At 68.4% G+C, this 26697-nt stretch carries 27 protein-coding genes; 15 read left to right on the forward strand and 12 right to left on the reverse strand.

Annotated elements, in window-relative coordinates; translation table 11 throughout:
• Positions 1-77: 77 nt before the first annotated feature.
• From ACQP1O_RS27830 to ACQP1O_RS27840, 3 genes are all read right to left on the reverse strand, one after another.
• Complete coding sequence (locus ACQP1O_RS27830; RefSeq protein WP_433567819.1) at positions 78-1943, reverse strand: potassium transporter Kup; 1866 nt, start codon at positions 1941-1943, stop codon at positions 78-80.
• Positions 1944-2074: 131 nt separating this feature from the next.
• Complete coding sequence (locus ACQP1O_RS27835) at positions 2075-2602, reverse strand: ATP-binding protein (protein ID WP_433561395.1); 528 nt, start codon at positions 2600-2602, stop codon at positions 2075-2077.
• Between the two features lie 152 nt (positions 2603-2754).
• Positions 2755-3159, reverse strand: coding sequence for an STAS domain-containing protein (locus ACQP1O_RS27840; RefSeq protein WP_433561396.1), 405 nt, complete (start codon positions 3157-3159; stop codon positions 2755-2757).
• A 257-nt stretch (positions 3160-3416) separates the two neighbouring features.
• On the opposite strand from ACQP1O_RS27840, the gene ACQP1O_RS27845 reads away from it, so the two are divergent.
• The 3 genes from ACQP1O_RS27845 (at position 3417) to ACQP1O_RS27855 (ending at position 5239) form a co-directional block, all read left to right on the forward strand.
• Positions 3417-3746 (forward strand): plasmid stabilization protein, encoded by a 330-nt coding sequence (locus ACQP1O_RS27845; protein ID WP_433561397.1) that lies wholly within the window; start codon positions 3417-3419, stop codon positions 3744-3746.
• 23 nt (positions 3747-3769) lie between these two features.
• Positions 3770-4378 carry an Rv1733c family protein gene (locus ACQP1O_RS27850; RefSeq protein ID WP_433561398.1) on the forward strand — a complete coding sequence of 203 codons (609 nt, stop codon included), beginning with the start codon at positions 3770-3772 and terminating at the stop codon, positions 4376-4378.
• A 252-nt stretch (positions 4379-4630) separates the two neighbouring features.
• Positions 4631-5239: an NUDIX hydrolase gene (locus ACQP1O_RS27855; RefSeq protein WP_433561399.1), complete on the forward strand. Its 609-nt coding sequence runs from the start codon at positions 4631-4633 to the stop codon at positions 5237-5239.
• A gap of 7 nt (positions 5240-5246) precedes the next feature.
• Here the strand turns inward: ACQP1O_RS27855 and ACQP1O_RS27860 are convergent, their stop codons facing one another.
• On the reverse strand, positions 5247-6149 hold the full coding sequence (locus ACQP1O_RS27860) for a LysR family transcriptional regulator (RefSeq protein ID WP_433561400.1): 903 nt from the start codon (positions 6147-6149) through the stop codon (positions 5247-5249).
• Positions 6150-6637: 488 nt separating this feature from the next.
• Here ACQP1O_RS27860 and ACQP1O_RS27865 point away from each other — a divergent pair, with 488 nt between their 5' ends.
• From ACQP1O_RS27865 to ACQP1O_RS27880, 4 genes are all read left to right on the forward strand, one after another.
• A complete protein-coding gene (locus ACQP1O_RS27865) occupies positions 6638-7138 on the forward strand; it encodes a response regulator transcription factor (protein WP_433561401.1) in 501 nt (166 codons plus the stop codon).
• Positions 7139-7493: 355 nt separating this feature from the next.
• Positions 7494-8273, forward strand: a complete 780-nt coding sequence (locus ACQP1O_RS27870) for a M50 family metallopeptidase (RefSeq protein ID WP_433561402.1) — start codon at positions 7494-7496, stop codon at positions 8271-8273.
• 169 nt (positions 8274-8442) lie between these two features.
• Entirely contained in the window at positions 8443-9252 is an 810-nt protein-coding gene (locus tag ACQP1O_RS27875) for an SAM-dependent methyltransferase (protein WP_433561403.1), read from the forward strand.
• Positions 9253-9286: 34 nt separating this feature from the next.
• Positions 9287-10573, forward strand: a complete 1287-nt coding sequence (locus tag ACQP1O_RS27880) for a diguanylate cyclase domain-containing protein (protein WP_433561404.1) — start codon at positions 9287-9289, stop codon at positions 10571-10573.
• On the opposite strand, the gene ACQP1O_RS27885 is transcribed toward ACQP1O_RS27880, so the two are convergent.
• Entirely contained in the window at positions 10566-11357 is a 792-nt protein-coding gene (locus ACQP1O_RS27885) for a 3-oxo-5-alpha-steroid 4-dehydrogenase (RefSeq protein WP_433561405.1), read from the reverse strand. The genes ACQP1O_RS27880 and ACQP1O_RS27885 overlap by 8 nt on opposite strands.
• 124 nt (positions 11358-11481) lie before the next feature.
• Here ACQP1O_RS27885 and ACQP1O_RS27890 point away from each other — a divergent pair, with 124 nt between their 5' ends.
• Entirely contained in the window at positions 11482-12486 is a 1005-nt protein-coding gene (locus ACQP1O_RS27890; RefSeq protein ID WP_433561406.1) for a TY-Chap domain-containing protein, read from the forward strand.
• Positions 12487-12524: 38 nt separating this feature from the next.
• Here ACQP1O_RS27890 and ACQP1O_RS27895 read toward each other — a convergent pair whose 3' ends face one another.
• The gene (locus ACQP1O_RS27895; protein ID WP_433561407.1) at positions 12525-13943 is read right to left on the reverse strand and encodes a cytochrome P450; all 1419 of its coding nucleotides are present in this window, start codon (positions 13941-13943) and stop codon (positions 12525-12527) included.
• Positions 13944-14013: 70 nt separating this feature from the next.
• Between ACQP1O_RS27895 and ACQP1O_RS27900 the strand changes: the two genes are divergently transcribed.
• Complete coding sequence (locus ACQP1O_RS27900) at positions 14014-14685, forward strand: TetR/AcrR family transcriptional regulator (RefSeq protein WP_433561408.1); 672 nt, start codon at positions 14014-14016, stop codon at positions 14683-14685.
• 97 nt (positions 14686-14782) lie between these two features.
• Here ACQP1O_RS27900 and ACQP1O_RS27905 read toward each other — a convergent pair whose 3' ends face one another.
• The gene (locus tag ACQP1O_RS27905; protein WP_433561409.1) at positions 14783-16093 is read right to left on the reverse strand and encodes a phytoene desaturase family protein; all 1311 of its coding nucleotides are present in this window, start codon (positions 16091-16093) and stop codon (positions 14783-14785) included.
• A gap of 21 nt (positions 16094-16114) precedes the next feature.
• Positions 16115-16978 (reverse strand): SDR family oxidoreductase, encoded by an 864-nt coding sequence (locus ACQP1O_RS27910; RefSeq protein ID WP_379401383.1) that lies wholly within the window; start codon positions 16976-16978, stop codon positions 16115-16117.
• A gap of 114 nt (positions 16979-17092) precedes the next feature.
• Between ACQP1O_RS27910 and ACQP1O_RS27915 the strand changes: the two genes are divergently transcribed.
• Positions 17093-18088 carry a 1-aminocyclopropane-1-carboxylate deaminase/D-cysteine desulfhydrase gene (locus ACQP1O_RS27915; RefSeq protein ID WP_433561410.1) on the forward strand — a complete coding sequence of 332 codons (996 nt, stop codon included), beginning with the start codon at positions 17093-17095 and terminating at the stop codon, positions 18086-18088.
• Positions 18089-18112: 24 nt separating this feature from the next.
• Here the strand turns inward: ACQP1O_RS27915 and ACQP1O_RS27920 are convergent, their stop codons facing one another.
• Positions 18113-18904, reverse strand: a complete 792-nt coding sequence (locus ACQP1O_RS27920; RefSeq protein ID WP_433561411.1) for an SDR family oxidoreductase — start codon at positions 18902-18904, stop codon at positions 18113-18115.
• Between the two features lie 125 nt (positions 18905-19029).
• Between ACQP1O_RS27920 and ACQP1O_RS27925 the strand changes: the two genes are divergently transcribed.
• The 3 genes from ACQP1O_RS27925 to ACQP1O_RS27935 all read left to right on the forward strand — a co-directional run bounded on the left by ACQP1O_RS27925 (position 19030) and on the right by ACQP1O_RS27935 (position 20985).
• Positions 19030-19872, forward strand: a complete 843-nt coding sequence (locus ACQP1O_RS27925; protein ID WP_433561412.1) for an NAD-dependent protein deacetylase — start codon at positions 19030-19032, stop codon at positions 19870-19872.
• 158 nt (positions 19873-20030) lie between these two features.
• Positions 20031-20378 (forward strand): hypothetical protein, encoded by a 348-nt coding sequence (locus ACQP1O_RS27930; protein ID WP_433561413.1) that lies wholly within the window; start codon positions 20031-20033, stop codon positions 20376-20378.
• Positions 20379-20589: 211 nt separating this feature from the next.
• Complete coding sequence (locus ACQP1O_RS27935) at positions 20590-20985, forward strand: nitroreductase family deazaflavin-dependent oxidoreductase (RefSeq protein ID WP_433561414.1); 396 nt, start codon at positions 20590-20592, stop codon at positions 20983-20985.
• Between the two features lie 7 nt (positions 20986-20992).
• Here the strand turns inward: ACQP1O_RS27935 and ACQP1O_RS27940 are convergent, their stop codons facing one another.
• A complete protein-coding gene (locus tag ACQP1O_RS27940) occupies positions 20993-21589 on the reverse strand; it encodes a TetR family transcriptional regulator (protein ID WP_433561415.1) in 597 nt (198 codons plus the stop codon).
• A 104-nt stretch (positions 21590-21693) separates the two neighbouring features.
• On the opposite strand from ACQP1O_RS27940, the gene ilvD reads away from it, so the two are divergent.
• The gene (gene ilvD, locus ACQP1O_RS27945; protein WP_433561416.1) at positions 21694-23547 is read left to right on the forward strand and encodes a dihydroxy-acid dehydratase; all 1854 of its coding nucleotides are present in this window, start codon (positions 21694-21696) and stop codon (positions 23545-23547) included.
• A gap of 156 nt (positions 23548-23703) precedes the next feature.
• On the opposite strand, the gene ACQP1O_RS27950 is transcribed toward ilvD, so the two are convergent.
• Positions 23704-24852, reverse strand: a complete 1149-nt coding sequence (locus ACQP1O_RS27950; RefSeq protein ID WP_433561417.1) for an RNA-guided endonuclease InsQ/TnpB family protein — start codon at positions 24850-24852, stop codon at positions 23704-23706.
• A 19-nt stretch (positions 24853-24871) separates the two neighbouring features.
• Here ACQP1O_RS27950 and tnpA point away from each other — a divergent pair, with 19 nt between their 5' ends.
• Positions 24872-25153: an IS200/IS605 family transposase gene (gene tnpA / locus ACQP1O_RS27955; protein ID WP_433561418.1), complete on the forward strand. Its 282-nt coding sequence runs from the start codon at positions 24872-24874 to the stop codon at positions 25151-25153.
• On the opposite strand, the gene ACQP1O_RS27960 is transcribed toward tnpA, so the two are convergent.
• Positions 25060-26670 carry a class I adenylate-forming enzyme family protein gene (locus ACQP1O_RS27960; RefSeq protein ID WP_433561419.1) on the reverse strand — a complete coding sequence of 537 codons (1611 nt, stop codon included), beginning with the start codon at positions 26668-26670 and terminating at the stop codon, positions 25060-25062. The two genes, tnpA and ACQP1O_RS27960, sit on opposite strands and share 94 nt — an antisense overlap.
• Positions 26671-26697 lie beyond the last annotated feature (27 nt).

The following is a 26697-nucleotide window of genomic DNA, read 5'->3' on the forward strand; positions in this document are numbered from 1 at the left end:
AGCCCTTGGGAAAAGGCCGCGCGGTGGCGAACCGCTGCTCGTGCCCACGAGCCTCAGCGGACTCCGATCCGCGGCGTTCACACCTCGATACGCTCGCCCAGGACCACCGTGCGGTGGCGGGGCAGCCGGAAGTAGTCGGCGACGTCGGCCGAGATATAGCTGATGGCAATGAAAAGCCTGGTGCGCCACCGCGACATGACGGGCTTCGCCGCGGCGCGCAACTCGATCTCGGACAGGAAGTAGGACGCCCGGTCGAGGTCGAGTTCGCCTTCCGTCTCGTCCGGATCCAGCCCGGCCAGCGCCGTCGGGACATCGGGGTGTTCCATATAGCCGACCCGCACGGTCACGTGGACGATACCGTCGTCGCGGTAGCCGAGGTGATCGACCCGCACGCGGTCGTTCGGCGAAACCCGTGGCACCGGCTCGGTCTCGACCGACACGATGACGGTCTGGCGGTGGCGGACACCGTTGTGTTCGACATTCGCGTGCAAGGCCAGCGGAACGGTTTCCTTGCTGCGGTTGAGGAATACCGCCGTCCGGTCGACGATCGTCAACCGCGACCTGTCGTGCCACAGCTCGTCGACGAACTCGCGCAGCGACCCTTCCAGCCGGTCCCGCTCCTCGGCGACCACCTGACGCCCGCGCTGCCATGTCGTCATGACCGTGAACACGGCGAGTCCGATCAGCAGCGGCAGCCAGGCCCCGCGAACCAGCTTGGTCAGATTGGCCGCGACGAACAGCAGGTCCACCGTCAGCAGCGGCGTCCAGGCCATGACGACCAGCCACAACGGCAGTCCCCATTTCGCATGCGCGAGGTAACCGAGTAGCAGGGTCGTGATGGTGATCGTGCACGTCACCGCCATGCCGAACGCGAAGGCCAGCGCGGTCGAACTGCGGAAGGCGAAGACCAGTGTGAGCACCGAGACCAGCAGCAGCCAATTGACCCACGGCACGTAGATCTGCCCGGGTGTCGACTCCGAGGTGTGCGCGATGCGCAGCCGCGGCAGGTACCCGATCCGGGCGGCCTGCGAGGCCACCGAATACGCGCCCGTGATCACCGCCTGGGAGGCGATCACCGTCGCCGCGGTGGCCAGCGCGACCATCGGCAATCGCCCCCAGCCCGGGACCAGCAGGAAGAACGGGCTCGCGACGTGCCCGCGGGTCGCGAGCACCAGGGCGGCCTGCCCGAAGTAGCTGAGCAGACACGCGGGCAGCACCAGGACGAGCCAAGCGGTGGTGATGGATCGGCGACCGAAGTGCCCCAGATCCGCATACAACGCCTCCGCCCCGGTGACCGCCAGCACGATGGCGGCCAGTGCGAAGAAGGCGATGGCGAAGTGCCCGGCGAGGAAGCCGACCGCGTAGCCCGGCCACAGCGCCTTCAGGATCCCCGGCTGCTGCCGGATTCCGCGGATGCCGCACGCTCCGATCGCGAGAAACCACACCACCATGACCGGGCCGAACAACCGGCCCACCGAAGCCGTCCCGCGATGCTGAAACACGAACAGCAGCACGATGATCAGCGCGGTGATGGGCACGACGGCCTTCGCCAGCGACGGTTCCACCACCTCGAGACCCTCGACCGCGGACAGCACCGAGATGGCCGGGGTGATCATGCTGTCGCCGAAGAACAGTGCCGCGCCGAAGATCCCGAGCGCCGCCAGGACAGCCGCCGGGCGCCGGCCGCGCGCGGCCCAGCGCCGCACCAGGGTGATCAGCGCCATGATCCCGCCCTCGCCATCATTGTCGGCCCGCATCGCCAGCAGCACATAGGTGACCGTCACGATGATCAGCACCGACCAGAACACCAGCGACACAACGCCGTACACGTTGACAGGGTTCACCGGTACCGGGTGCGGATCCGACGGATCGAACACCGTTCGCAGGGTATAGATCGGGCTGGTCCCGATATCCCCGAACACCACCCCCAGCGCCCCGATCACCAGACCTGGACGGACGACGTCATGCGCGCCGGAAGCGTTGCCGGTAGCCGCGCCGGACTGTCCGGCTGACCCTTCGTCATCCGAGATCGTCGAGTCGTGACGCTGGGACACCGAACGAATTCCTGCCCCGGTCACTCCGGGGGAGTTTCCCCGCGGAGCCGGGTCAGCTCCACGACGACCGGGTACCCGCACCGCACCACGTCGAAGTCCGCACTGCTCACTGCGAGCGAATCGGTCAGTGTCTCCACGAAATGCCAGCCGAAGCTGTGCTCGATCAATCCGGCATCGCTCCCGGTCACCGCGCCCACGCGCACCCGGACCCGCTGCTCGTCGAACCGGAATTCACACTCGATCGAGGTGTCCGGCACGGACGCCGCGATCAACGTCGTCGCCACCTCGTCCAGTGCGACCCGCACATCGGTCACCACGTCGATCGTGAAATCGGCTGTGAGCATGATGGTTTCGGCGAGCGCGCGCAGCATCGCCAGTTGCCCGGCGTCGGCCGGAATCCGCAGCGCCACCTGACCGGTCGGCGAGGCCGACCCGAGCTCCGCGGAGTCGGTGAACCGGTGCGCCTTACCGTTCTTCTGCTGATCGGTGAATACCGTGCTCGGCGCTCGGCCCTCTCCGATCCCGTTACTCTGTGGCGATTCACTCATCGGTCACCACCCCATCGAATCAATCCCGTTTGCTATCGGTCCCCCTATTCGTTCACCGCGTACCCCGCGGAGCGGTCGGGAAACCGCCGGAATTCATCGATCGGGTATTCGCTCGTGCACGGTCGACAGCAGGCCCGCGCCGGATCCGACGATCAGTTGCTCGACAGGTCCTGCTCGCGATGGACCAGGGTCCGCACCCCGGTCACGTCGAGTACTCGTTCGACCGCGCGCGGCGCGTTCGGTACGAGAACGCCGACACCACGCCGGTTGGCACGCTGAACAGCATCGAGCAGCACGAGCGCATTACGCACGCTCAGAAATCGCGTACGACGCAGATCCACGATCACCGCGGGCGGCGCGGCATCGACAGCGACGGACAGCGCGGTCCGGAACGCGGGCAACCCGTTCATGTCGAGTTCGCCCGTGACCGCGATGACGAGGCAATCGGTGAATCCGGTTCCAGCGGTCGGCCGTCCGTTCCCATCGGGCGTGCGGTGCGAGCGGCGGCCGGGCATCTCATTCGCAACATGGCTATGTGCGAGGGACACCGTTGACATGACATACCTCCCAGCAGGGAGTGACCGATCCGCCTCGGCAACAGAGCGTCCGAGTTCGGGTCGTATCGACGACACGCTCGAACTGTGAGAGGACATGCGGGATCGGGATCGGCTGGAGTCTCAACCTGCACTCAGTCTGCCACCGGACCGGCGGGGTGGCTACTCCCAGCCCGTTTCACCACGCCCTGGCCGGGTATCGCGGCATCGAATGGACAGAAGAAACCGATGGCACCCTCCCCCGACCGAAAGGCGGAATCATGCCCAGGGAATGGACCGACAAAGAGGAACGCCAGTACGAACACATCCGCGATTCCGCTGAGGACCGCGGCACATCTCCGAAGCGCGCCAGGGAGATCGGTGCTCGTACCGTGAACAAGAACCGCGCCCGCGCCGGCAAGACCGAGACCGCGAGCCGGACGTCGCTCGAGGGCAAGTCCCCGCAGCAGCGCGGAGGCAGGCGCTCGGGGCGCCGCGGTCCCAAGGGCCTCACCCGGGACCAGCTCTACAACGAGGCCAAGCAGCGCAATATCGAGGGCCGTTCCGGCATGTCCAAGGCTGAGCTCGCGCACGCTCTCGGCCGCGATTGATCCATCGAAGGAGGCGAACGACGATGCCGCGCTCGGCGTCGCGACCCATTCGGATCCATCGGATCGCTCCGTGGAGCCGCAATCGGCTGATGCGTTCCTCGGACCGCCTGCAGGCCGCCTGGCGGATGGTCGCGGTGCTCGTGGCCGTGGCGTCCATTCCGCTGGCGGTCGTCGTGGGAATCTCGGCCGCCACCACTACCGGCGCGCACATCCGTGCCGGGAACGCCGCCAAAACCGCCGTGGCGGCCACCGTCATCTCCGATCCCCTCCGCATCGCGGTTCCGGTCGGCCAGGGGGTGGTGGCGTCCGGACCGCTCCAGGCCACCGTGGAGTGGAATATCCACGGCCGCACCGATATCGCCGTGGTCGTCGTCCCGAACTCGGCGAAGCGGGGCAGCACGGTGACCCAGTGGCTGGACTCCTCGGGCCGGGCTACCTCCGCGCCGCGCCCCACCTCCGACGCGGTGGTCCAGGGGATCGACACCGCCGTCCTGACCGTGATCGCAACCTGCTGCGCCGCAGCCGTTCTGGTCTGGTGTGCCGACCGCATCCTCCTCCGCCGCCACCACGCCGCCTGGGCGCGCGAATGGCGAGACTTCGCCCCAGGGATCGGACACAACAATCCGTCCTGACGCCGGCACTCCCGCGAGCCGATGCCGAGGCAATCGCACACTGCGCGCCATCTGTGCCGAACTCATCACCGCGCGTTGGGGATTCGGCCGCACTCCGCTCGACGACTACGCGCTGGAAAGCCACCGCCGCCACCACCGCCGGCCGCTTCGACACCGAGCCGACCCCGCCGATCAACGGCCCGGCCCATGCCTCCGCACCCGGCATGCGGCCCGGGTCGAGCACACGATGATCGGAAGTGTCACGATCGAGGGATGAGTGTGCGGAATTTCCGGGACCTCGCCGCGGTACGGCTGCGCGACTTCAGCTTTCGAACGGTTGCCGACGCGCCCGGCATGCGGCGCGCGACAGTGGTGTTGTGCGTGCTCGAACATGACGGGCAGCCCTGCGTAGTCGTGATCAAACGGGCGTATCGCGGCCGCAATGCGGGGCAGTGGGCCATCCCGGGCGGACGGGTCGACGGCGATGAAACCGCCGTCGCGGCCGGGTTGCGGGAACTACACGAGGAAATCGGACTGACCGTGTCACAAGAGGAGGTGCTGGGCAGACTCGACGACTTCCCGGCAGCCTCGGGATTCGTGATCACCCCGATCGTCGTCGCCCTCGACGACCCCGGCGCACTCACTCCCAATCACGAGGTACACGCCGTTCACTACGTCACCCTCGACCGGCTCGCGGCCGACGACACCCCGCACTGGGCGGAGCGGCCCGACGGCACCCGCCTCCTGCAACTCAGACTCGGCGATGCGATGACCATCCACGCGCCGACGGGCGCGATCCTGCTGCAGTTCCGCGACGTCGTCCTGCTCGGGCGCGAGACCCGGGTCGCCGATCTGCAGCAGCCTGACTGGACCCATCGATGAGGGCGGTTCAGCCGAGGGCGGCGGTGCGGAGGGCGGCCGCGAGCCGGGCGGCGGGCTCGGGCATGGGAGTCGGCAGGCGGGCCAGCAGGAGGCGGCGGGTTTCGGTCGGGCCGCCGCGGACCGGGAGGGCCCGGACGCCGGTGGGCAGGGCCGCGTGGGCCGAGGCGGGGATGGTGGTGATACCCGCGCCGGAGGCCACGAACTGGAGTTTGGCGAGCCAGTCGTTGGCGGTGTGGGCGATCTCCGGCCGTTCGCCGAGGCCGGGCCACACGCCCATGGCGTGTTCGCCGTGGGAGCCCGCGATCCAGGCCCGGCCCCGCAGGTCGTCCACATCGATGTAGTCGCCGCGCGCCAGCGGATGGTCCGCCGGAACCGCAACCAGCAGTGGACGTTCCGCGAGAACCTGCGACAGCAGAGCGGGAGTCTCGCCGTCCAGCGGGCGGAACGGCGGCGCCGAGGACACCAGCGCCAGATCGACCGTGCCCGCGCGCAACGCCCGGACCAGCGCCGGCGTGCGGCCCTCACGCGTGAGCACGGTGATCCCCGGATGCGTGCGCCGCAACTGGGCCAGCGCGTGCGGCACCAGCCAGGCCCCGGCCGTCGGGAACCACCCCAGCCGCACACTGGCCCGATCCTCCGGCAGCCCGGCCAATTCCCTTGCCGTGGCGTCCATCTGGTCGATCACCGCGGCGGCTCGCCGCGCCACCACCTGCCCGGCAACCGTCAGCCGCACCCCGTCGTGCCGCCGCTGCAACAGCTCGACTCCCGCCGCCCGTTCGAGCGACGCGATCTGCCGCGACACCGCCGACTGCGTGTACCCCAGCGCGGTCGCCGCCGCGGTGAGCGTTCCCCGCTCGGCCACCTCCCGGAACACCCGCAGCGCGGTCAGGGACGCATCAACGAAAGCCATGACGATCACGCATACCACGCACAAACGAATCTCGCCGGTGTGATGCGGTGGCCACGCCCCTCCCGGCACGGTCCTGCCGCACAGTTACCCGATCTCGCGCGGAAACCGGCCGAACTCTCGCACTGCGGCAATTGGTCCGCTATGGCCATATAGGGCCGTTACCCGCCGACCGGATCCGATGAGCCGCTGCCACCCGTCCCGAGCGGGCGATCCGCTTCCTGAGATCACCAAGGCCCGAGGTCACGAATCCAACGGGATAGCAAATGACAGATGTCCCGAAGGTTAACGACCCGTAGCGAAGGTAAGAAGATTGCAGCGATCGTCTGGCAAATTTCCGCATTTTCCTGGCATAACGGACCGGCAACGAGATAGCGTCGGGTTCCGTCGATTGCACAAAGGGCAAAGTCGGAACGAATTGCCCAAGGGGTGATGTTTCGCTCGACGGTTGACGGCATGGGTCGGGGGATCCCGCCGAGCGGAGGACCGCAATGATGAACAGAGTCCAGAAATCGACAACAACGGCACACGCGCCTTCACCTCAGAGTGAGCGGGCCACCGCGCCGGCGAAGATCCTGGTGGTCGAGAGCAATCCGGCCGTCGCCGAGATCACGGTGCTGGTGCTCGCCGCGGCGGGCTACCACACCTTCCAGACCGCCAGCGGACGGCAGGCCCTGCGCACACAGGATCGCCTGAAACCCGATGTGATCCTGCTGGACCGGGCGGTGCCCGATGTCGCGGCGGCCGAGCTGTGCCGAGAGCTGCGCGCGCGGACCACCGCGCCCATCATCGCGCTCAGCACCGACCACAATCCCGAATCCCTGGATACGATCCTGGCCGCGGGTGCATCGGAATGCCTGCTCCTGCCGGTGCACACCCGGGAACTGCTGGAATGCATCGCCTTCCGACTGCGCGCCCAACGGGCGCCTGGCGCGAGCGCCGACGCCAAGCACGAAACCACACCGGATCCGAGGCCCTACGCCGCGGCCTGAACCGCGGCGGCGAAACCGACAGACCCCTGCCCGGCGATGCCGCCGGAGCAGGGGATGGGATTCCGGCGGCATCAACTATTCGGGGTCTGTGCCTCGGGATACCGACGAGACCCACCCGGGCAGTACCGGACGGGCACCCGGTGTCACTGCCGATATGCAGAGTAGTCCTCAAAACGGCTGTGCGCGTTGATATCCGCCGTCCGGGATTTGACATCTTCGTGAACTGAATCCGCCTGTGGCCCTGCTGTTCCGCTCCGCCGCGACCCGGCGGATCCGCACCGGTGCGCGCCGGTGCCGCCCGGCTGCCCGGCCGCGAGCTGTGGTCGCTCTCGGCCGGAGTCGATAGGGTGCGGCGGTGAATACAGCGGAATTCGTTCAGCGGGGCAGCACGGTCGTGGATCGGCTGTCCACCACGCAGTCACCGCCGCCGTGGCAGCTGGTGGTCGGGACCGGTGTGGTGGCGCTGCTGCTGGTGGCGTTCCGGCCGACGTGGCGGATTCTGCGCAATGCGGTGACCATCGCCCACGAGGGCGGGCACGCGTTCACGGCGCTGCTCACCGGGCGGCGGCTCAACGGCATCCGATTGCATTCGGACACTTCCGGACTCACGGTGTCGAGCGGGAAACCCTATGGACTCGGCATGATCCTGACGACCGGGGCCGGCTACCCCGCGCCCGCGCTGCTGGGACTGGCCTACGCGGCGCTGCTGGGCGCGCATCGCATCACGCTCATGCTGTGGCTGACCATCGCGCTGCTGCTGGTGCTGCTGGTGAAGGTGCGCAACTGGTACGGCCTGCTGTCGATCCTGGTGACCGGCGGCGTGGTGTTCGCGGTGTCCTGGTTCGGCACCGACACCACCCAGGCGGCGCTGGCGTATCTGGCGGCCTGGTTCCTGCTGCTGGCGGCGGTGCGGCCGGTGATCGAGCTGCAGCGCAATCGCGCACACGAGCCGAACTCCGACGCCGACCAGCTGGCCCACCTGACCCGGATCCCGGGCCTGCTGTGGGTGCTGGCCTTCGGCGCGATTGCGCTGTGCTCACTGGCCCTCGGCGCGCGGCTGCTGCTCGCCGATGTGACCGGGGTCTGCGTGCCCCCGCTCACCCACAGCACCTGCGCGGCGTCAACCGCCGGGTGAGCATTCTCCCACCTCAGGGCGAGAGTGGTATCGCTGCAAGGTTTCTGGTGAACGGGGACTAACATTCGCCGTACACCGTCCGGGTGATCACGAACACCGGATTTGCCCGGATCTCGGCCCGCCCGCACCGCCGGCGGGGCTCGACCGTTGCGGCAAGGAGGGATTCGGGATGGAACGACCGGCATGGGCCCCGGAGGGCGTGGACATGACCCGGCCCAGCCCCGCGCGCATGTACGACGCGCTACTGGGCGGCTCGCACAACTTCGAGGTCGACCGGCAGGCCGCCGCGGCGGGCAAGTCGCTGGTTCCCGACCTGCCGCGACTGGCGCTGAGCAATCGGGCCTTCCTGCGGCGCGCGGTACGCTTCCTGGTGGATTCGGGTGTGCGGCAGTTCCTCGACATCGGTTCCGGCATTCCGACTGCGGGCAATGTGCACGAGGTGGCGCAGGCCATCGATCCGGAGTGCCGGGTGCTCTATGTCGATATCGATCCGGTGGCCGTCGCCCACTCGCGCGTGATCCTGCAGGGCAATGACCGGGCCGCCGCCATCGAGGCCGACCTACGCGAGCCCGCGGCGCTGCTGGAGCAGGCGCGGGGCGCCGGCATCATTGATTTCACTCAACCGGTCGGCATCCTTCTCATTGCGGTCCTGCACCTGATGAGCGACGACTACACCCCCATCGACAAGGTCAACGCACTCCACGACGCCGTGCCCGTGGGCAGTTACGTCGCGATTTCGCATCTGACCTCGGCCACGCGCCCGGACGATGCGGCGTTGCTGGTGGAGAACTCGCACAATGTCAGCAGGATAGGACTGCAGTTCCGCAGCCGCGACGAGATCGCCGCGCTGTTCGGCAAGTGGCAGCCGATCGAGCCCGGTGTGGTGGAATTGCCGCTGTGGCGGCCGGAATCCGACCGTGACCAGCATGAGGCGCCGGGCCGTTCGCTGGGACTGGCGGGTGTGGGCCGCAAGGCCTGAGCGGTTCGGACGAGTCAGGGGCAGGGGGTCACCGGTGGCAGCACACAAGTTGGCGGTCCGATGGGCCGACGCTCTCGATGGCGCGGTCGCGCCGACGCTCACCCGGGCCCAGGTGGAGGATTTGCTCGACGGTTTCGGTGACCGCCTGATCGCGGCGGTGCGCGGCACCGGGGACATGTCGGTGGCGCGGGAGGCCGCGGCCGCCCTGGTGGCCGCCAACTACCGTGACCCGCTGGCCGTGCACCGCTCGGTGCTGGTGCTGTGCAAGGACCTGGTCACCGACGCCTGCCCCGACCCCGGCTGCGCGGACTACGGGCCGGTTCGCGATCGCGCCATCGAGCTGGCCGCGGAATTCGCCGCCGAGTTCACCGCCGGGCTGCGCAATGTGGCGCTGGCCGAACAGGAGACGACACTCGGCGCCGCCCTCATCGCGGTCCAGGAGTCCGAGGCGCGCCGGCAGCTGTCGGAGGCGCGGTTCCAGGCCATCTTCGAGGGGGCGTCGGTGGGCATCGGCACCGTCGATGCCGCCACCGGCAAGGTGGTCGACGTCAACAATGCCTTCGCCGAAACCCTGGGCGTCACCGCCGAGTCCATGCCCGGCCGTACCGTGGCCGACATTCTCGGCCCCGAGAACATCGGTGAGGCGTTCTCCCTGTTCCAGCGCCTGCTCTCCGGTGAGATCGACCGCTTCCGCTTCGAGACCCGGCACGCCAAGCCCGACGGCACGCACACCGTCATCGACCTGTCCATGACGGTGGTCCGCGACAGCGAGGGTAACCCGCGCTTCCTGATCGGCGTCACCGTCGATGTCACCGACCGCAAGCAGCTGGCCGATCAGCTCTGGTACGACGCCCACCACGATTCACTCACCGGCCTGCCGAACCGTCTGCTGTTCTTCGACCGTCTCGCCGCGGCCACAGGCCAGGTCGGGGTCTGCTACCTGGATCTGGACGGCTTCAAGGAGATCAACGACCGCCGCGGCCACACCGCCGGCGACCGGGTGCTGTGCGAGGTGGGCCAGCGGCTGCGGCGGGCCCTGCCGCCGAACGGGGTGGCGGCGCGGCTGGGCGGCGACGAGTTCATCGTCCTGGTCGAAAATTGCTCAGGTCAGGACGAATTGGACACCGTCGCGGACAGCCTGCTGGCCGCGCTGCGCGATCCGTTCGACGTGGCGGGGCTGCTGGTGCAGGTGGGCGCGAGCATCGGCACCGCGCTGGTGGACACCGACTCCACCGCCATCGACGAGCTCATGCACGCCGTGGACATCGCCATGTACCGCGACAAGGCGCTGCGACACGGCGCGATCGGCGAGGCTAGATGACGAACGGCACCAGTGCTTTTCGCTGCGCTGGGTAGTCCTCGAACTTCTCCCGGTACCAGGTGTGGGTGGCGAAGGCGCGCGGCACCAGGTTGCCGAAGGTGATCAGGAAGATGACCACGCCGGGCAGCGCCCAGGTGAGAATGGCGAATCCGGCCCAGGCGACCAGTTCGCCGAGATAGGTGGGGCTGGTGACGAATCGGAATCCCAGACCGTACGGGATCTTGTATTCCGTTGCCCCCGGGTTGTTCTTGTCGCGGAGATTCCGCACGATCCCCTCGGAGCTCACCAGCAGCGCGAAACCGCAGAGGTAGATGATCAGCCCGATGATGAAGCGCGGGTCGGTCAGCCAGTCCGTGCCGTACTGCCCGAGATAATCGTGGCTGAAGAGCGCACCATTGAGGTAGCCGTGCAGCGCGGTCACGAACATGCCCATGCCGAGCACGGAAACATTGAAACTGCTGGTCTTGCCGGGCACTTGGCGAATGGAGAGGGGGAAGAACCAGCCGCGGTTGCCGTAGTGCAGAATCCAGATGGCCGCCAGCACCAGGGAAGTCGGCTCGAAGCGGCGCGGACCGCTGAGATACGCGACGGCGAAGACCACGGTGGCCGGAATCTCCATCAACCACCAGCCGAGCTTCGGATTGAGATTGAGTCCGAGCTTGGCGGTGGCGAAGCGGCCGTAGGGGCTCTGCCCGAAGAGGCCGCCGATCAGCACGAAAGCTGCGAACGCGAAAGCGATCGTGAGCACGGTGTCGTAGACGGTATTGCCGGTGTACCAGTTCATTCGCGGTCCTTCAGATGGAAAAACTAGAACAGGTTCTACCACAGTGCACAGCCCGGCCGGTACCCACCGGCGGGCACGAGAGGCGGTCGGCGGGTAGTTTGGCGAGAACCCGGAGGGAGGCAAGGTGGGTTCGCAGGGATGGGATGTGCTGATCGAATGGATGCCGTTTTTTCTCGAGGAGGACGAGGACGCCGACGAGTCCGGACTCGGATGGAACCCGCGCTTCGTTCAGGTTCGTGACGAACTCACCGGCCGCCGTGTGCATTTCGCGCAGCAGGGCACCGAGATCGAGGTGCTGATCGCCGTCCCCGACGACGCCGCCGAGGCCGAAGCGCTGCTGACCGTGCTGCGCGCCCAGCCCGACGGCACCTGGGATCCGGTGCCGCTGCCCTCGGAATCCGATGCCACCGCACCGGATCCGCAGTGGCGGGCCATGCAGCGGGTGCACCAGCAGCCGCGGCTGGCGCGCGAATGGAGCACCGGATGGCAGCGCGGGGAGTCGGTGGACCATCGGCGCGGCATGGCCGAATCCGTGGTGGCCGTGCTGCGCGACGGGCTCGACATGGACGGGGACCGGCTGCGTTTCGCCACCTGGAGCATGGACGCGCCCGGCAGCGGCAGCTACGGTCTGCCCGCCGACCGCCCCAGCGAGCGCGAGGCGCCGGTGGTGTGTTCGGACTGGGCCGAATTCGAGGACAGGCTCAGCTGGGCGCTGACCACGCTGCCCTGGGACGGGGTGATCAACCTCAGCACCCCGCACCCCGGCCCGGATCCCTGCTTCGTCCAATTCCTGCACGGCAGGCAGCTTTTCAACGAGGCCAGCGGCTGGGATGTGGCCGGACTGGGCGCGGGCGAATTCGACCGGCGCATGCGCGAGCTGGGCTGGAGTTTCGCCCCGCACAGCGTGCCCGGCGGGGCGGCGCTCATCTGGGAGGGGCCGCTCGCCAAGGCCGGGTTCAATCCCAGCCTGGAGGGCGCGCCGCGGCGGACGGTGGCCACCTTCACCGAGGTGTTCACCGTCGGGCATCCGCAGGATCTGGTGTTCCGGGCGTTCCGCAACGGCCGCCGCCGCGATCCGGAATTGCGCTATCTGGATATCGAACTCGGGATTCCGCGCGACGTCCGGTGAGGGCGCCGCGCGGCGGTCGCGGGCGGCGCGGGTGAGGCTCAGAGCCGGCGCAGGTGGATCGGCAGGCCGTCCGCCGGGGTCGGGCCGGTACCGGCGACCAGGGGCACCCGGTAGCCGTCCGGCACGCTCCAGCGGTAGTTCAGCAGCATGCGGTGCATGGTGGCCTTGACGGTCATGCCGCCGAAGTACCGGCCGATGCACTTGTGCGCGCCGCCGCCGAAGGGCGGCCAGGCGAAGCGGTGCGACTTGTCCTCGGCGCGTGCGGGATCGAAGCGTTCCGGATCGAACACGTCCGGGTCGTGCCAATACTCCTCGCTGCGCATCATCGAGTACGAGCCGACCATGACCAGCGCGCCCTTGGGGATGAAGTACCCGGCGATCTCGGTGTCCTCCAGCGCTTCTCGCACCATCTGGCCGACCGGGGCGTACATGCGCAGGGTCTCGCGGAAGGCCATCTCCAGGGCGGGCAGCCGGTCCAGGTCGGCGTAGTCGAGGGTGGCCTTGCCCAGTGCCTCCGATTCCTCGCGCAGCCGCTGCTGCCATTCCGGGTGCCGGGCCAGCTCGTAGGCCAGCATGGAGATGGCCAGGGTGCTGGTGTCGTGGGCGGCCATCATGACGAAGATCATGTGGTCGACGATGTCGGCATCGGTGAATGATTCGCCGTCCTCGGTCTCGGCATGGCAGAGCACACTGAACAGGTCCTCGCCGTCGCCGGCACGCTTGGCGGGCAGTTCCCGGCGGAAGTAGTCCTCGAGCAGCCGGCGGCCGCGCAGGCCCCGATTCCACACGCCGCCGGGCATATTGGTGCGGATGATGGCCTTGCCGCCGTGCACGGCGTCCTCGAAGGCCTGGGACAGGCGGGTGCCCTCGGGACCGAGTTCCGCGCCGGCGAAGACCACGGTGGCCTGTTCCAGCAGCATCCGCTTGACGTGGTCGTAGAGCGGGAAATCGGGGGCGGGCAGCCAGGAGTCGACGCCGCGCACGATGCGCGGGGTGGTGAGGTTGAGGTAGCCGATGAGCCGCGGGCGGGTGAAGGCCTGCTGCAGAATGCGGCGGTGGTAGGCGTGATCGTCGAAGTCGCGCAGCAGGATTCCGCCGCGGAAGAACGGGCCGATGAGGAATTCCCAGCCCTGTTGCGCGGACAGCACGTGCTTGCGGTCCAGCAGCACCTCCTCGACGGCGGCCGGGCTGCCGATGCCGACCACCTGCCGGCCGAAGACGCCCATCCACTGCACGGGGCCGTAGCGGCGCATCCGGTCGCGGCCGAAGGTGAGGGGGTCGGCGAGGGTGCTCACCACGTGGCCGATGCCGGGCGGGCCGTAGTCACCCATCACCGGTTTGAGCCCGCTGCCCGGCGGCGGTGTCGCGAGTGCCCGCGGCACGCTGGGATAGCGCTCCAGCACCCCGGCGGCGCGGCACTGAATTCGATGGTTCACCACGGCTTTTCGCACAGCCATGCCTCAACGGTAGCGGAAACGGTAGTTTCCGTAAACGGTCGTTTCCCGATTTCTGTGCCAAGCTGTCAGGGTGACCCGAGCTTTCAACGGGACCTATCGCGGCACCACGACCGACGAGCGCCGCGAGCAGCGCCGACGACGCCTGCTGGACGCGGCCCTCGAGATCGTCGGCACGCAGGGGCTGGCCGCGCTCACCGTGCGCGGGGTGTGCGAGCAGGCGAAGGTGGGGCCGCGCTTCTTCTACGAATCCTTCGCCGGTCTGGACGCACTGGCCTCCACGCTGCTGGACGAGGTGCAGAGCGCCGCCCTCGAACAGGCTCGCACGGCCATGACCGAGACCCCCGGCGGGCCCGAGGAGAAGCTGCGGGCCGGGGTGGCGGCGCTCATCATCACGGTGACCGACGATCCGCGCCGGGCGAACATCGCCTTCGCGCAGGCCTACGGCAGCGAGATGCTCATGCGCCGCCGCTTCGAGGGCATGCGCCGGGTGGCGCAGCTGCTCATCGAGCAGACACGGGTGCTGCTCGACATTCCCGAGGGCGACGACACCGCCCTGACCGCGCTGGCCCAGCTGATCACCGGCGGCGCGGCCGAGCTGATCCTGGTATGGCTCGACGGCGGCCTGAAGGTGGAGCGGCCCGTACTGATCGGGATCGTCGCGGACTACGTTGTGGCCATGGTGGACCGGCTGCCCGGGATCACCGAGCTGATCCGCCTCCCCGGGACTTCGGCGCCCGGCTGACGAGCCGTTGCCGGTCGCGCATGCGCGCCGCCTGTCGAGTGCCGAACCGATCCCGGGGGTACCCCTCGAGTTACCCCCATCGCCCCGAAATCAGTTGTCACGTTGCGGATCGACCCACGCCGCTGGCGATGATCTCGTCGACGACGATCTTCGCGGTCTCGGTGCAGGCGGTGATGCCGCCGTTGGCGTACTCCTTGACCGCGTCGCCGACATTCCAGAGATTCGCGATCGGGGTGTCGTGGGGTAGGTCGTAGCCGGCGACCGTGCGCTGGGGTGGCCAGTCATCGCGGGTGACCGCGATGGACAGGATGCGGGCCGTATCGAAGCCGGGGATCTCCTCGCGCAGATCCTGGAGCACGAGCGCGGTTTCGGCCTCGGGGTCGAAGTCGCCCACCGACGGCTTGGGCACCCCGGTGCCGACGTAGAGGTGCCAGCCCTCGGGAGCCATCTCCGGGCAGGTGGCGGTGAAGTTGGCGACGTAGCACAGCCGCCTGGTACGGGCGAAGCTGAGCAGGCCGGGCGCGTCGATGAGCGGTTCCCGGCTGGCGAAATTGACCGAGATCATGGCGCAGGGCAGATCGCGCTGCAGCACAGAGCCGACATAGTCGGACGGAAAGTGTTCGGGGCCGACGAGATCCAGTGTGGCCGACGGCCCGATGTCGCTGACCGCGAAAGCGCAGGAGACATCGGAGGTTTCGCCGTCGTGCCGGATGCGGGCTCCGACGACACGATCGTCCTCGACGAGCAGCTGCTGCACCTCGCTGCCCAGACGCACCTGACCCCCATTGCGTTCCACCACCTCCGCCAGGGCCTTCCAGATGCCGATGGTGCCCTCCGGGCAGAAGCCGAGCTTCTTGAACGCGGACGCGCGGGTGAAGTAGGTGAGGAACACGCGCGCGGGGAGCTCCTCCGAGCCGACGGCGAAGATCGAGCCGCACATATTGCGGAAGATACCCTGCACCGCATCGTTTTTGGTGTAGCGCCGGACCCAGTCGGCGGTGGACAGTTCCCGATCGGGCAGGACGCCGTCGGCGCGGGCGGCGCCGACGGCGGTGAGCAGCTTGGCCCCCTGGCGGGTCAGCTGGGAGATGAGCAGCCCCCAGCCTCCGCTGGCGACATCCACGTCACGGCCGTTGATGCGGTACAGGATCGGCGGATCCGCTGGGCGCACTTCGAATTTCGCACCCACCTCCTCGAAGGTCCGTTCGGTGATGCCGCCGAGTTCGACGACGACCGCGCCGGTATTGATGATGAAACCGTCGAGTTCGGTGGTGGAGGCTCGTCCACCGATCCGGTCCAGGCGTTCGACCACCAGGGTGCGGTAGCCGTGGTGCGAGAGCCGGGCGGCCACGCACAGCCCGCCCGCTCCGGCTCCGACAACCAGTGCGTCCCACGTGTTCTCGCTCATGGCGAGCCCCCTCGAGCAGGCTCAGCCCGCTGGGTTCACCCCGGGCCGAGCGTCGGACATATCGGTAATACGGCTCCAATTCTCCCGCACCTGGTCCACCGTCGGGACCTCACTGAAGAACACGGGCTGGTTGGCGAACAGCTGGGCGCGCTGCACCGAGCCCCCGCCGACCACCAGCACCATGCCGGAGTCGGTGCAGTCCTCGCTCATCAGGTGGCCGACGATGGGCGCGACCTGGGCCGGCGGCAGCTTCTCGAGCATCTCGGCCGAGGCGATGTCGGCGGTCATACGGGTGGCCGCCATGGGCGCGACGGCATTGACGGTGATGTCGTACTTGCGGCCCTCGATGGCGAGGGTGTTCATCATGCCGACCAGGCCGAGTTTGGCTGCGCCGTAATTGGCCTGGCCGAAGTTGCCGTACAGGCCGGAGGTGGAGGTGGCCATGACGACGCGGCCGAAACCCTGCTCGCGGAAGTGCGGCCAGGCGGCGTGGGTGACGTAGAACGAGCCGAACAGGTGCACGCGCTGCACGGCCTCGAAGGCCTCGGGGGTCATCTTCACGAAGCTCATGTCGCGCAGGATGCCCGCGTTGTTGACCACGCCGTGCACCGCACCGAAGCTGTCGATCGCGGTCTGGACCAGCGCCTTCGCACCCTCCTCGGTGGCGACGCTGTCGTAGTTGGCGACGGCGGTGCCGCCGGCCGCGCGGATCTCCTCGACCACGGCGTCGGCCATGTTGTGCCCGGATCCGGAGCCGTCGCGCGCACCGCCGAGGTCGTTGACGACAACCAGCGCGCCCTCGCGGGCGAGCAACAACGCGTACTCCCGGCCCAGTCCGCCACCGGCTCCGGTGACGATGACGACGCGATCGGTTACACCAGGCATGAAATCTCCTTGCCGAAGTTAATGACAGTTCGGAACGTAGCAGGAGCGAATTCGGCGCCCGTGTGCTGCCCGCCACACTCGTCGAAAAACTGGACAGTCGATAGGGTTGGCGTGATGACCCCACACCTGCACCGCCGCTACCCCGAGCTCCAGCGGACCCTGCCCCATGTGAGGCTGGGGACCGGCCCGACACCGGTGCGGAAGTTGGATGCGCTCGACACGGCGGGCGCGGACATCTGGCTCAAGGACGACAGCGCTTTCGGTGACGGCGGCTGGGGCGGCAACAAGGTCCGCAAGCTGGAATGGCTGCTGCCCGACGCGCTGCGCCGGCGGCGGACCACCATCGTGACGGTGGGCGGGCTGGGCACCAACTGGGGGCTGGCGACCGCGCTGTACGGGCGCGAGCACGGGCTGAAAACCGTTCTGGCGCTGGTGGATCAGCCGGTCGACGAGCATGTGCGGTCGCAACTCGAGCGATTGCGGGCCTCGGGAGCCGAGCTGCACTTCACCCACACCAAGGCGCGCACGATACTGAGTGCTCCGTATCTGCTGGCCCGGCATTTCACCGGCCTGCGACCGCCCTACTTCCTGCCCGCGGGCGGGTCGTCGCCGGTGGGTGCGCTCGGATATGTCGAGGCCGCACTGGAATTGGCGGATCAGGTGCGCACCGGGGAGCTTCCGGAGCCCGGCCACATCGTGATTCCTGTCGGGTCGGGCGGGACGGCGGCGGGGCTGTCACTCGGATTGCGGCTGGCCGGATTGCGCACGCGGGTGGTGGGTGTGGTCGTGAACGACACGCTGCGCCTCGACGAACCGGCGCTCGCCAGGCTGGCGGGCCGTACCGAGCGGCTGCTGCGGGCCCGTGGCGCGCAGTTACCCGAGAACCTCTCCCCCACCGCCAATCTGGATGTCGTCACCGATTACCTCGGTCCGGGGTACGGCTATCCGATGCCGGAAGCAGCTACGGCACAGGCGCTTTCGGAGGATCGCGAGCACATGCGGCTGGAGCCGGTCTACACCGCGAAGGCCATGGCCGCGCTGCTGGACATGAACGCGCACGGCCGGTTCGACGGTCCGGTGGTGTACCTCAACACCAACGGACCGCGCTGACACCGGTTTCCGCACGTCGTCCGCTCACACGGCCGCGAGCTTGGCGGCCAGGAATTCCTCCCAGGTGCGGCCGCCGGCGGCGTGCTCCGGGGTGAGGTTGCCGCCCGCAGCGTACGCACGGGCCGCCTTGCCCGGGACCTTCATGGTGAAGACCGGACGGTGACGGCCGGTGGCCTCCAGGTAGCTGCGCTCGAGTTCCTTCATGGTGTAGATGCGCGGGCCGCCGATCTCGTCGACCAGGCCCGCGGGCTCACCCAGGGTCAGTTCCACCAATCGCGCTGCCACCTCGGCGGTTTCGATGGGCTGGAAGCGGAAGTCGAAGACCGGCACCAGCGGCATCCTGCCCAGCGCCGAGACCATGGTGAAGAGCAGGTCGTGGAACTGGGTGGCGCGCAGGGTGGTCCACGGCAGGCCCGAATTCTCCACCACCAGTTCGGCTTCCCGCTTCGATGCCATGTAGGCCATGGTCTGGCGGTCGATGGCGCTCTCCACCGGAATCCGGTCCGCGCCGACCACCGAGATGTAGACCAGGTGCGGGAACACGCCCGCGGCCTGGATGGCCTCGACCAGGGTGCGCGCCTTCTCACCATCGCCCTTGGTGGTGCCCGCCAGATGCAGGACGGTGTCGACGCCGGCGACCGACTCGGCAATGCCCGCGCCGGTCTGCAGGTCGCCGGCCACGTACTCGATGCCGTATGGCGCCGCCCGCGCGGTGCGGCTCAGCACGCGCAGGTTCACGCCGGCCTCCCGCAGCAGCGGGGTGACCAGGCTGCCCAGGGTGCCGGTGCCGCCGGTGACCAGAACCGTCTTCGCCATGATGACCATCTCCTTCGTCTCGCGCCGCCGCTGCGGTGGCGTCCTGCCAAGGTGACGACGCAGGGCCATCAGGTGTGACACGACGTGACCGGCGGCACACGACGGATGCGTCGTAGGCTGGCCGCATGCCCGATTCCGGTTCCGCGCAGCAACTCGATCGCCTGCTGGACCTGGTCTCCGGCCGCCGGGTCGCGGTGCTCACCGGTGCGGGCATCTCCACCGACAGCGGCATCCCCGACTACCGCAGCCCCGGCGCGCCGCCCCGGACGCCGATGACGTATCAGCAGTTCGTCGGCGATCCCGTATTCCGCCAACGCTATTGGGCCCGCAATCACGTGGGCTGGCGGCGGATGGACGCGGCCCGGCCGAACCCGTCGCATCGCGCGCTGGCCCGCCTGGAACGGGCGGGCATCGTCACCGGGTTGCTCACCCAGAACGTGGATCTGCTGCACACCAAGGCCGGTCATCGCCGGGTGATCGACCTGCACGGCGTCTACGCCCGGGTCCGCTGCCTCGCCTGCGACGCTCTCACCTCCCGCATGGCATTGGCCGAGCGGCTCGAAGCAGTCAATCCCGGCTTCGCCGACTCGAACCCGCTCGACGGCCTCGAAGTCGCGCCGGACGCCGACGCCGTCGTTACCGACACCGACTCCTTCCGCATGGTCGACTGCCTGCACTGTGGCGGCCTCCTCAAACCCGACATCGTCTACTTCGGCGAATCGGTCCCCAAGCCCCGCGTCGCCGCCGCCTTCGACCTGGTCGACTCCGCCGACGCCCTCCTGGTCGTCGGCTCGTCCCTGACGGTCATGTCCGGTCTCCGCTTCGCCCGCCGCACCGCCAAATCCGGCCGCCCGCTCATCATCCTGAACCGCGGCGGCACCCATGCCGACGCCCTGGCCACCCTCATCCTCGACACCGGCTGCGCCCCTGTCCTCACCGCATTGTCAGACGCCCTCACCCCCAGCTGATTTCGACCGACACCACGCGGCGGGCGGGCAATCGATGCCTAGTGGCAGGTATTTCAGAGGACGTTCTGCCCTTGGACCCGCCGGTCGCGGAAGCCAGGCTTGGTGGTGGCCGATGCCGGATCCCCAACGCGGATCAAGAGATTCGAGAGGACAAGACCATGAAACCATTGTCGGAATCGCTGATGGACCTCGCCGCACAGGTGAAGCGGTTCGAAGAGTCGTCCGCTGCGGCGCGCGAGCAGAACCGCGCCGCGCTCCAGGCACGTCAGAAGGAGCTGGAGGCGACCTTCGAGCGCGAGGGCAGCGAGTTCGAGAAGACCACCGCCGAACTGCGGGACGTCGCCCAGAAGTGGTGGTCGGATACCAGGGAAGCCCTCGAACATCAGATCGTGGTGATGCGAACCGATTTCGAGAAGTGGCAGACCGACATCAAAGCGGAGCGAGCGGCCCACGCCACCGAGCACGCCGAGGACGGGCAGACCGCCGAGCCCGCGGCCAAGAGCTGAGCGAATACCGCACGCAGCAGCCGACCCCCGACGGCGACCTTCCCGGGGTTACCACGGTGACTCCGTCGAGCGGCACGTCGTCGGGGGGCTGGAGCCGGTGATACCGTCAGTCCTCCTTCACAAGGTATTCGCGGTCGACGCCGAATCCTCGCTGGTCGGGAGCGAGGTTGTACCCTGTCTGGGACATCAGGCGTGGACAGGGGAAACCGAAATGCCGACAACCGAACCCAACATGTTCCCGGCGTGGCTGGACCGCTTGCAGGTCAGATATATGAACCCGGTGGTTCGCCCGCTCGCGCCGTATCTGCCCGGGTTCGCCGTGATCGAACACCGCGGCCGCAGGTCGGGCCGAGCATATTCCACACCGGTCAATGCTTTTCGCTTCGACGGCTCGCTCTATGTGGTCATGGGCCACGGCAGGACCGATTGGATCAGAAACGTTCTCGCCGCCGGAGAAGCCGCTACCTCCTACACTTTTCGCCACTACAGACTCGTCAATCCCCGTGTAGTCGGCCGCGGCGAAGCGGGCCCGGAATTCCCGTTCCTCGCCCGGATCGCCGCCCGTCGGCTCCCGCTGTTCGTCGCGGACATCGCTTCCGGGGAGTGACGCGCCGCTAGGCCCGGACCTCGAGTCGGCGCACCAGCGCGACCAATGCCGCGCGCAGGGTTTCCGGATCATCGGTGTCCGCGCCCAGGATCATCCGGACCACCTGCGGGGCGGCGAACCACCAGGCGGCCAGGGCCGCGACCGCGTAGAGCAGGTAGCCGGGCGCGACGTCGCCGGGGAGGGTCCCCGCCCGCTGCGCGGCCGCCAGCGCGGCGACCTTGTCCGCGTAGTGCGAGGCGCGGGCGGACTCGCCCGGCAGCTGACCGTCCTGCGGCTGCAGCCCTTCCCAGTACATGAGGCGCAGGAACTGCGGGTGGGTGCGGTGGAAGTCGAAGACGTGCCCGGCGTACTCGGCCAGGTCGCCGGCCTTGTCGGCGGTCAGCGGGCTGGCGGCGGCGAGCTGCTCGAGCTGATCGGTGAGCACGGCCTCGAACAGGCCGCGCTTGTCGCCGAAGTACTGGTAGATGCGTTCCTTGTTGATCCCGGCGCGGGCCGCGATGGCGTTCACCCGGGCGCCGTCGGGTCCGCGTTCGGCGAACTCGAGTACCGCCGCCTCGAGCAGCAGCCGTCTGGTCCTCTCGGTATCCCACGCCATGGCGTCCATCCAACCATCTCCAACCACGCGGTTGCGGTTGGGCCGGCTGTCGTGGCAAACTCCAACCACACGGTTGCAACCGTCTGGTTGCAGATTGAGGAGGAGGTGGCATCGTGCCCGAGTTGCGCTCCCGCACGGTCACGCACGGACGGAACATGGCCGGGGCCCGCGCCCTCATGCGGGCCAGCGGCGTGCCCTCGGCGGATATCGGACGCAAGCCCGTCATCGCGATCGCGAACAGCTTCACGGAGTTCGTGCCGGGCCACACCCACCTCCAGCCGGTCGGCCGCATGGTCTCCGAGGCGGTGCGGGCGGCGGGCGGTATCGCGCGGGAGTTCGACACCATCGCGGTCGATGACGGAATCGCCATGGGGCACAGCGGAATGCTGTACTCGCTGCCGTCCCGGGACCTGATCGCGGATTCGATCGAGTACATGGTGAACGCGCACTGCGCCGACGCGCTGGTGTGCATCTCCAACTGCGACAAGATCACTCCGGGCATGCTCATGGCGGCCCTGCGGCTGAACATCCCGACGGTGTTCGTCTCCGGCGGACCCATGGAGGGCGGCACCGCGGTGCTGGTCGACGGCACGGTGCGCAGCCGGCTCGACCTCATCGTCACCATGGCCGAGGCGGTCTCGCCCGACGTGTCGGACGCGGATCTGGAGCGCATCGAGGAGAACGCCTGCCCGACCTGCGGTTCGTGCGCGGGCATGTTCACCGCCAACTCCATGAACTGCCTCACCGAGGCGCTGGGCCTGGCGCTGCCGGGCAACGGCACCACGCTGGCCACCCACACCGCGCGGGCCGAGCTGTACCGGGCGGCGGGACGCACGGTCATGGACCTGGCGCGCCGCTACTACGACGAGGACGATGCCTCGGTCCTGCCCCGGAATATCGCCTCCCGCAAGGCCTTCGACAATGCGATGGCCCTGGACCTGGCGATGGGCGGGTCCACCAACACGGTGCTGCACCTGCTCGCGGCGGCGCAGGAGGCCGGGCTGGACTACACGCTCACCGATATCGAGAAGATGTCGTTGCAGGTGCCGTGCCTGTGCAAGGTGGCGCCCAACGGCGACTACCTGATCGAGGACGTGCACCGCGCGGGCGGCATCCCGGCGCTGCTCGGCGAGCTGAACCGCGCCGGACTACTGCACCGCGATGTGCATGCGGTGCACGCGGATTCGCTCGGCGCGTGGCTGGACGAGTGGGACGTGCGCGCCGAACACCCCTCCGCGGCGGCGCGGGAGCTGTTCCACGCCGCGCCCGGCGGCAAGCGGTCGGCCAGCGCCTTCTCCCAGTCCGAGCGCTGGCACACCCTCGATCTGGATGCCGCGGCGGGCTGCATTCGCGATGTCGCCCATGCCCATTCGCGCGACGGCGGCCTCGCGGTGTTGCGCGGCAACCTGTCCCCCGACGGTGCGGTGGTGAAGTCGGCGGGCGTGGCCGCGCACATGCACACCTTCACCGGTCCCGCCGTGGTGGTGGAGTCGCAGGAGGATGCGGTCGAGGCGATCCTGTCGCGCCGGATCAAGGCCGGTGACGTGCTGGTCATTCGCTACGAGGGTCCGCGCGGCGGGCCCGGCATGCAGGAAATGCTGTATCCGACTTCGTATCTCAAGGGCCTGGGCCTGGCCCGGGAGTGCGCGCTGATCACCGACGGCCGCTTCTCGGGCGGTTCCTCCGGCTGCTCCATCGGCCACATCTCCCCCGAGGCGGCGGCCGGTGGCCCGCTGGCGCTGGTCGAGGACGGCGACACCATCACCATCGACATCCCGTCGCGGACGCTCACCCTCCACGTCGACGATGCCGAATTGGCCACCCGCCGCGCGGAATTGGAGACGAACGGCGGCTACCGGCCGCGCCACCGCGAGCGTGAGATCTCGCTGGCACTGAAAACCTATGCCCTGCTGGCCACCTCGGCCGACCGGGGCGCGGTGCGCGACCCCGCCAAGCTCGCCGGGTGAGAGCCGAACTCGCCGGGTGAGAGGTGACCCCGGTTCGTCGTCGTCGACCACGAGTGCGCAGTCTTGACGTCCTCCCGGCCGTGAACGACCGGGATTCCTACCAGTGCCTCGCGGGCGCTTTCGGTGGGTTCCTGTTTCACAGGGACTCGCTTTCCGCTAGGCAGAAAGACTGACGGTCCCTCCGCAGGCGTTTAACCTCTCGGCGCGTCCCGCCGCGAGGATGTTGTGTGCCGCGTTCAGATCGCGGTCGTGGATGGTGCCGCAGGTGCACGTCCATTCCCGGACGTGCAGGGGTTTGCTCTCCCCGATCGCCCCGCACACCGAGCACATGCGGGTGGATGGAAACCAGCGGTCCACCTTGGCGAAGGTCCGCCCGTATCGGGTGGCTTTGTCCTCCAGCATCCGGGTGAACATGCCCCACCCGGCGTCGTGCACGCTCTTGGCCAACCGAGTACGCGCGAGACCCTTCACGCTCAAGTCTTCGACGAACACCGTTTGATTCTCGCGGATGATCTGCGTCGAATGCTTGTGCGCCCAATCCCGGCGCGTATCGGCAACTTTGGTGTGAGCCTTCGCCACACGAACTCGCGCCTTGGCCCAGTTGTTGGAGCCTTTCTCCTTACGCGACAGGGCTTTCTGCGCTTTGCGCAAGCGACGTCCGGCTTGGCGTAAGAACCTCGGCGAAGAGATCGTCTTGCCATCGGACAAGACGGCGAACGTCGCCAAACCCAGGTCGATACCCACCTCGGTGTCGACCTGCGGCAACGGCGCATCGTCGGTGACGACGACGAACGAGGCGAAATAGCGGCCCGCCGCGTCCTTGACGATCGTCACGCTCGACGGCTCCGAGGGCAGTTCCCGCGACCAGCGAATTTCCAGCTCGCCGACCTTGGGCAGCCACAGCTTCCCGCCTGCGGTGATCCTGAAGCGGGCGTTCTTGGTGAACCGGATCGCTTGCCGATGATCCTTGCGGGACCGCAACCGCGGTGGACCGATCCTCGCACCTGTCCGCTTCCCGGACAGGGAGGCAAAGAAATTGCGGTAGGCGGTGTTCAGGTCCGCCAGGGCTTGCTGCAACACGACCGAGGACACCTCGCCCAGCCAGGCGCGTTCGGGGGTTTTCTTGGCCTCGGTCAACGCTTTCGACAGTGCTGCGTCCGTCACATACGGCAGGCCGTCGCGGCGCGCGGCCTCCCGCGCGACGAGTGCATCGTTGAACACCACTCGCGCGCAACCGAACGCACGCGCCAGCGCCATCTGCTGACCCGCCGTGGGATAGAGGCGGTACTGGTATCGCAGCTGCACACACCCAACATACCGATTTATGCCCTCAGAGAACGAGATATTGACAGGCAGGCATTGTGTTTTCGCGCTTCACGCCCACTTGGTTTTCATCACGAAATACCGGCATCGCGTGTTCACCGATCGGCACCTGAAACGGATGGAAGAGATCATGCAGGCGGTGTATGCCGACTTCGAATGCGAGCCGGTCGAATTCAACGGCGACGTCGATCATGTGCATCTGCAGGTGACTTCCCACCCAAAGTCGCCTGTCGCGGGAACGACCACGGCACAGCATTTTTCACCGAGCACCGCGTCGGGGTAGCCGACCACGGCGACATCCGCGATCGCGGGATGGTCGATGAGCAGGCCCTCGATCTCGGCGGGCGCGATGTTCATGCCGCCGCGGATGATGATCTCCTTCACGCGGTCGACGAAGCGCAGGTACCGGCCGCCGTCGCCGCATCGTTCGAAAACGTCACCGCTGCACAGGTATCCCTCGTCGTCGAAGGGTTCGGCGGTGGCGGTGCCGGGCAGGTAGCCGCCGAAGACTGCCGGGCCGCGCAGGCGCAGTTCGCCGCGTCCGCCGATCTCGGTGACCGTCGCCCCGGTGGTGACGTCGACCAGTTTCACCGCCGTCCGTTCCGCCAGTCTGGTGGACCAGCGCACCCCGGCCGCACCGTAATACGGCAGGTGCTGGGCGCGCAGGGTGGGATCGGGTAGGTCGGCCGGTGCGCCCAGCAGGCTCACTCCCTCATTGGATCCGAAGAAGTTGATCACCTGAATGCCCAGTTCCTCCTGCCAGCGGCGCACCACCGGCGGCGGCAGCGGCGCACCGCCCGAGCCGACCGTGCGCAGCGAGGACAGGTCGGCCCGGGCGCGCAGGGCGTCGTTCTGCAGCAGCATGGTGAGCAGGGTGGGCGGCATGCTGGTGTGGGTGACCCGGTGCTCGGCGAGCTGCCGGAAGAACACGGGCAGATCCAGCGGGTGGTGCTGGACCAGATGCCCGCCGGCCAGCAGCCACGGCAGGAACGAGCCCCCGAATCCGGCCATGTTCACCATGGGAAAGGGGTTGAGCACCACCGAATCCGGGGTCATGCCGAGCCCGTCCTGGACGCCGCCCGCCACCGCGAGCCAGTCGCCGTGGCAACGCGGAATGCCCTTGGGCGCGGCCTCGGTGCCGCTGGTCCAGCAGATGGTGATGCGATCGTTGACGGTGACGGGGAGCGCCCGGGTGTAGTCGCGCACCCGTTTGCGGGCAGTTGCGCCGACCGGGCCATCGAGGGCGATCGCCTGCTCCGGGACTCCCGGCCCGAAGGCGAAAACGGCGCCCTGCCCACCGATGACGGTCGAAGCCTCCGCCGCGAGTGCCCGATCTCCCAGCGCGCCAACGGTAATGACGGCCTCGGCCTCGGTCGCCGTGACGATGCCCGACAGCTCGTGCCGCCGGAACGACGCGGGCATCGGCGTAGCCACAGCGCCCAGCCGCCACAGGGCGAGGTACACGGCGGTCAGGGCGATCGAGTTGGGCAGTTGGATCGCGACGGTGGAGCCCTGGCCGATCCCGTTGGCCAGCAGGACCGCCGCGATATCGGTGACGTGGTCGTCGAGTTCGCGCCAGGTGAGGGTGCGCGGATGCGCGCCGGTCAGGTCGGCCAGGTTGGCCGGGTCGGTGATGGCGGGCGCATCAGGGGCCTCGGTCACGCGGTGACGGAAGACGTCGGGAATCGTCTCTGGCTGCCACCAGCCGCGTTCGAGGTAGGTGCGCACCGTGTCCGCCGGATGGCAGACGTGCACCGGGCGGGCGGGGGACGTCGTTGTGGAGGAGGAGATTTCGACCATCGGAGTTCCCTGGTGATGAGTTGGTCC

Origin of the sequence: Nocardia sp. CA-151230, from assembly GCF_050942175.1 — a bacterium.
Classification (GTDB): Bacteria; Actinomycetota; Actinomycetes; order Mycobacteriales; family Mycobacteriaceae; genus Nocardia.

Bases quoted from the DNA above. Each gene is read 5' to 3' on its own strand.
- ACQP1O_RS27835 (WP_433561395.1), bottom strand. From the start codon at position 2,602: ATGAGTGAATCGCCACAGAGTAACGGGATCGGAGAGGGCCGAGCGCCG.
- ACQP1O_RS27840 (WP_433561396.1), bottom strand. From the start codon at position 3,159: ATGTCAACGGTGTCCCTCGCACATAGCCATGTTGCGAATGAGATGCCC.
- ACQP1O_RS27845 (WP_433561397.1), top strand. From the start codon at position 3,417: ATGCCCAGGGAATGGACCGACAAAGAGGAACGCCAGTACGAACACATC.
- ACQP1O_RS27850 (WP_433561398.1), top strand. From the start codon at position 3,770: ATGCCGCGCTCGGCGTCGCGACCCATTCGGATCCATCGGATCGCTCCG.
- ACQP1O_RS27855 (WP_433561399.1), top strand. From the start codon at position 4,631: ATGAGTGTGCGGAATTTCCGGGACCTCGCCGCGGTACGGCTGCGCGAC.
- ACQP1O_RS27860 (WP_433561400.1), bottom strand. From the start codon at position 6,149: ATGGCTTTCGTTGATGCGTCCCTGACCGCGCTGCGGGTGTTCCGGGAG.
- ACQP1O_RS27865 (WP_433561401.1), top strand. From the start codon at position 6,638: ATGATGAACAGAGTCCAGAAATCGACAACAACGGCACACGCGCCTTCA.
- ACQP1O_RS27875 (WP_433561403.1), top strand. From the start codon at position 8,443: ATGGAACGACCGGCATGGGCCCCGGAGGGCGTGGACATGACCCGGCCC.
- ACQP1O_RS27885 (WP_433561405.1), bottom strand. From the start codon at position 11,357: ATGAACTGGTACACCGGCAATACCGTCTACGACACCGTGCTCACGATC.
- ACQP1O_RS27895 (WP_433561407.1), bottom strand. From the start codon at position 13,943: ATGGCTGTGCGAAAAGCCGTGGTGAACCATCGAATTCAGTGCCGCGCC.
- ACQP1O_RS27905 (WP_433561409.1), bottom strand. From the start codon at position 16,093: ATGAGCGAGAACACGTGGGACGCACTGGTTGTCGGAGCCGGAGCGGGC.
- ACQP1O_RS27910 (WP_379401383.1), bottom strand. From the start codon at position 16,978: ATGCCTGGTGTAACCGATCGCGTCGTCATCGTCACCGGAGCCGGTGGC.
- ACQP1O_RS27915 (WP_433561410.1), top strand. From the start codon at position 17,093: ATGACCCCACACCTGCACCGCCGCTACCCCGAGCTCCAGCGGACCCTG.
- ACQP1O_RS27920 (WP_433561411.1), bottom strand. From the start codon at position 18,904: ATGGCGAAGACGGTTCTGGTCACCGGCGGCACCGGCACCCTGGGCAGC.
- ACQP1O_RS27925 (WP_433561412.1), top strand. From the start codon at position 19,030: ATGCCCGATTCCGGTTCCGCGCAGCAACTCGATCGCCTGCTGGACCTG.
- ACQP1O_RS27930 (WP_433561413.1), top strand. From the start codon at position 20,031: ATGAAACCATTGTCGGAATCGCTGATGGACCTCGCCGCACAGGTGAAG.
- ACQP1O_RS27935 (WP_433561414.1), top strand. From the start codon at position 20,590: ATGCCGACAACCGAACCCAACATGTTCCCGGCGTGGCTGGACCGCTTG.
- ACQP1O_RS27940 (WP_433561415.1), bottom strand. From the start codon at position 21,589: ATGGACGCCATGGCGTGGGATACCGAGAGGACCAGACGGCTGCTGCTC.
- tnpA (WP_433561418.1), top strand. From the start codon at position 24,872: ATGCCCTCAGAGAACGAGATATTGACAGGCAGGCATTGTGTTTTCGCG.
- ACQP1O_RS27960 (WP_433561419.1), bottom strand. From the start codon at position 26,670: ATGGTCGAAATCTCCTCCTCCACAACGACGTCCCCCGCCCGCCCGGTG.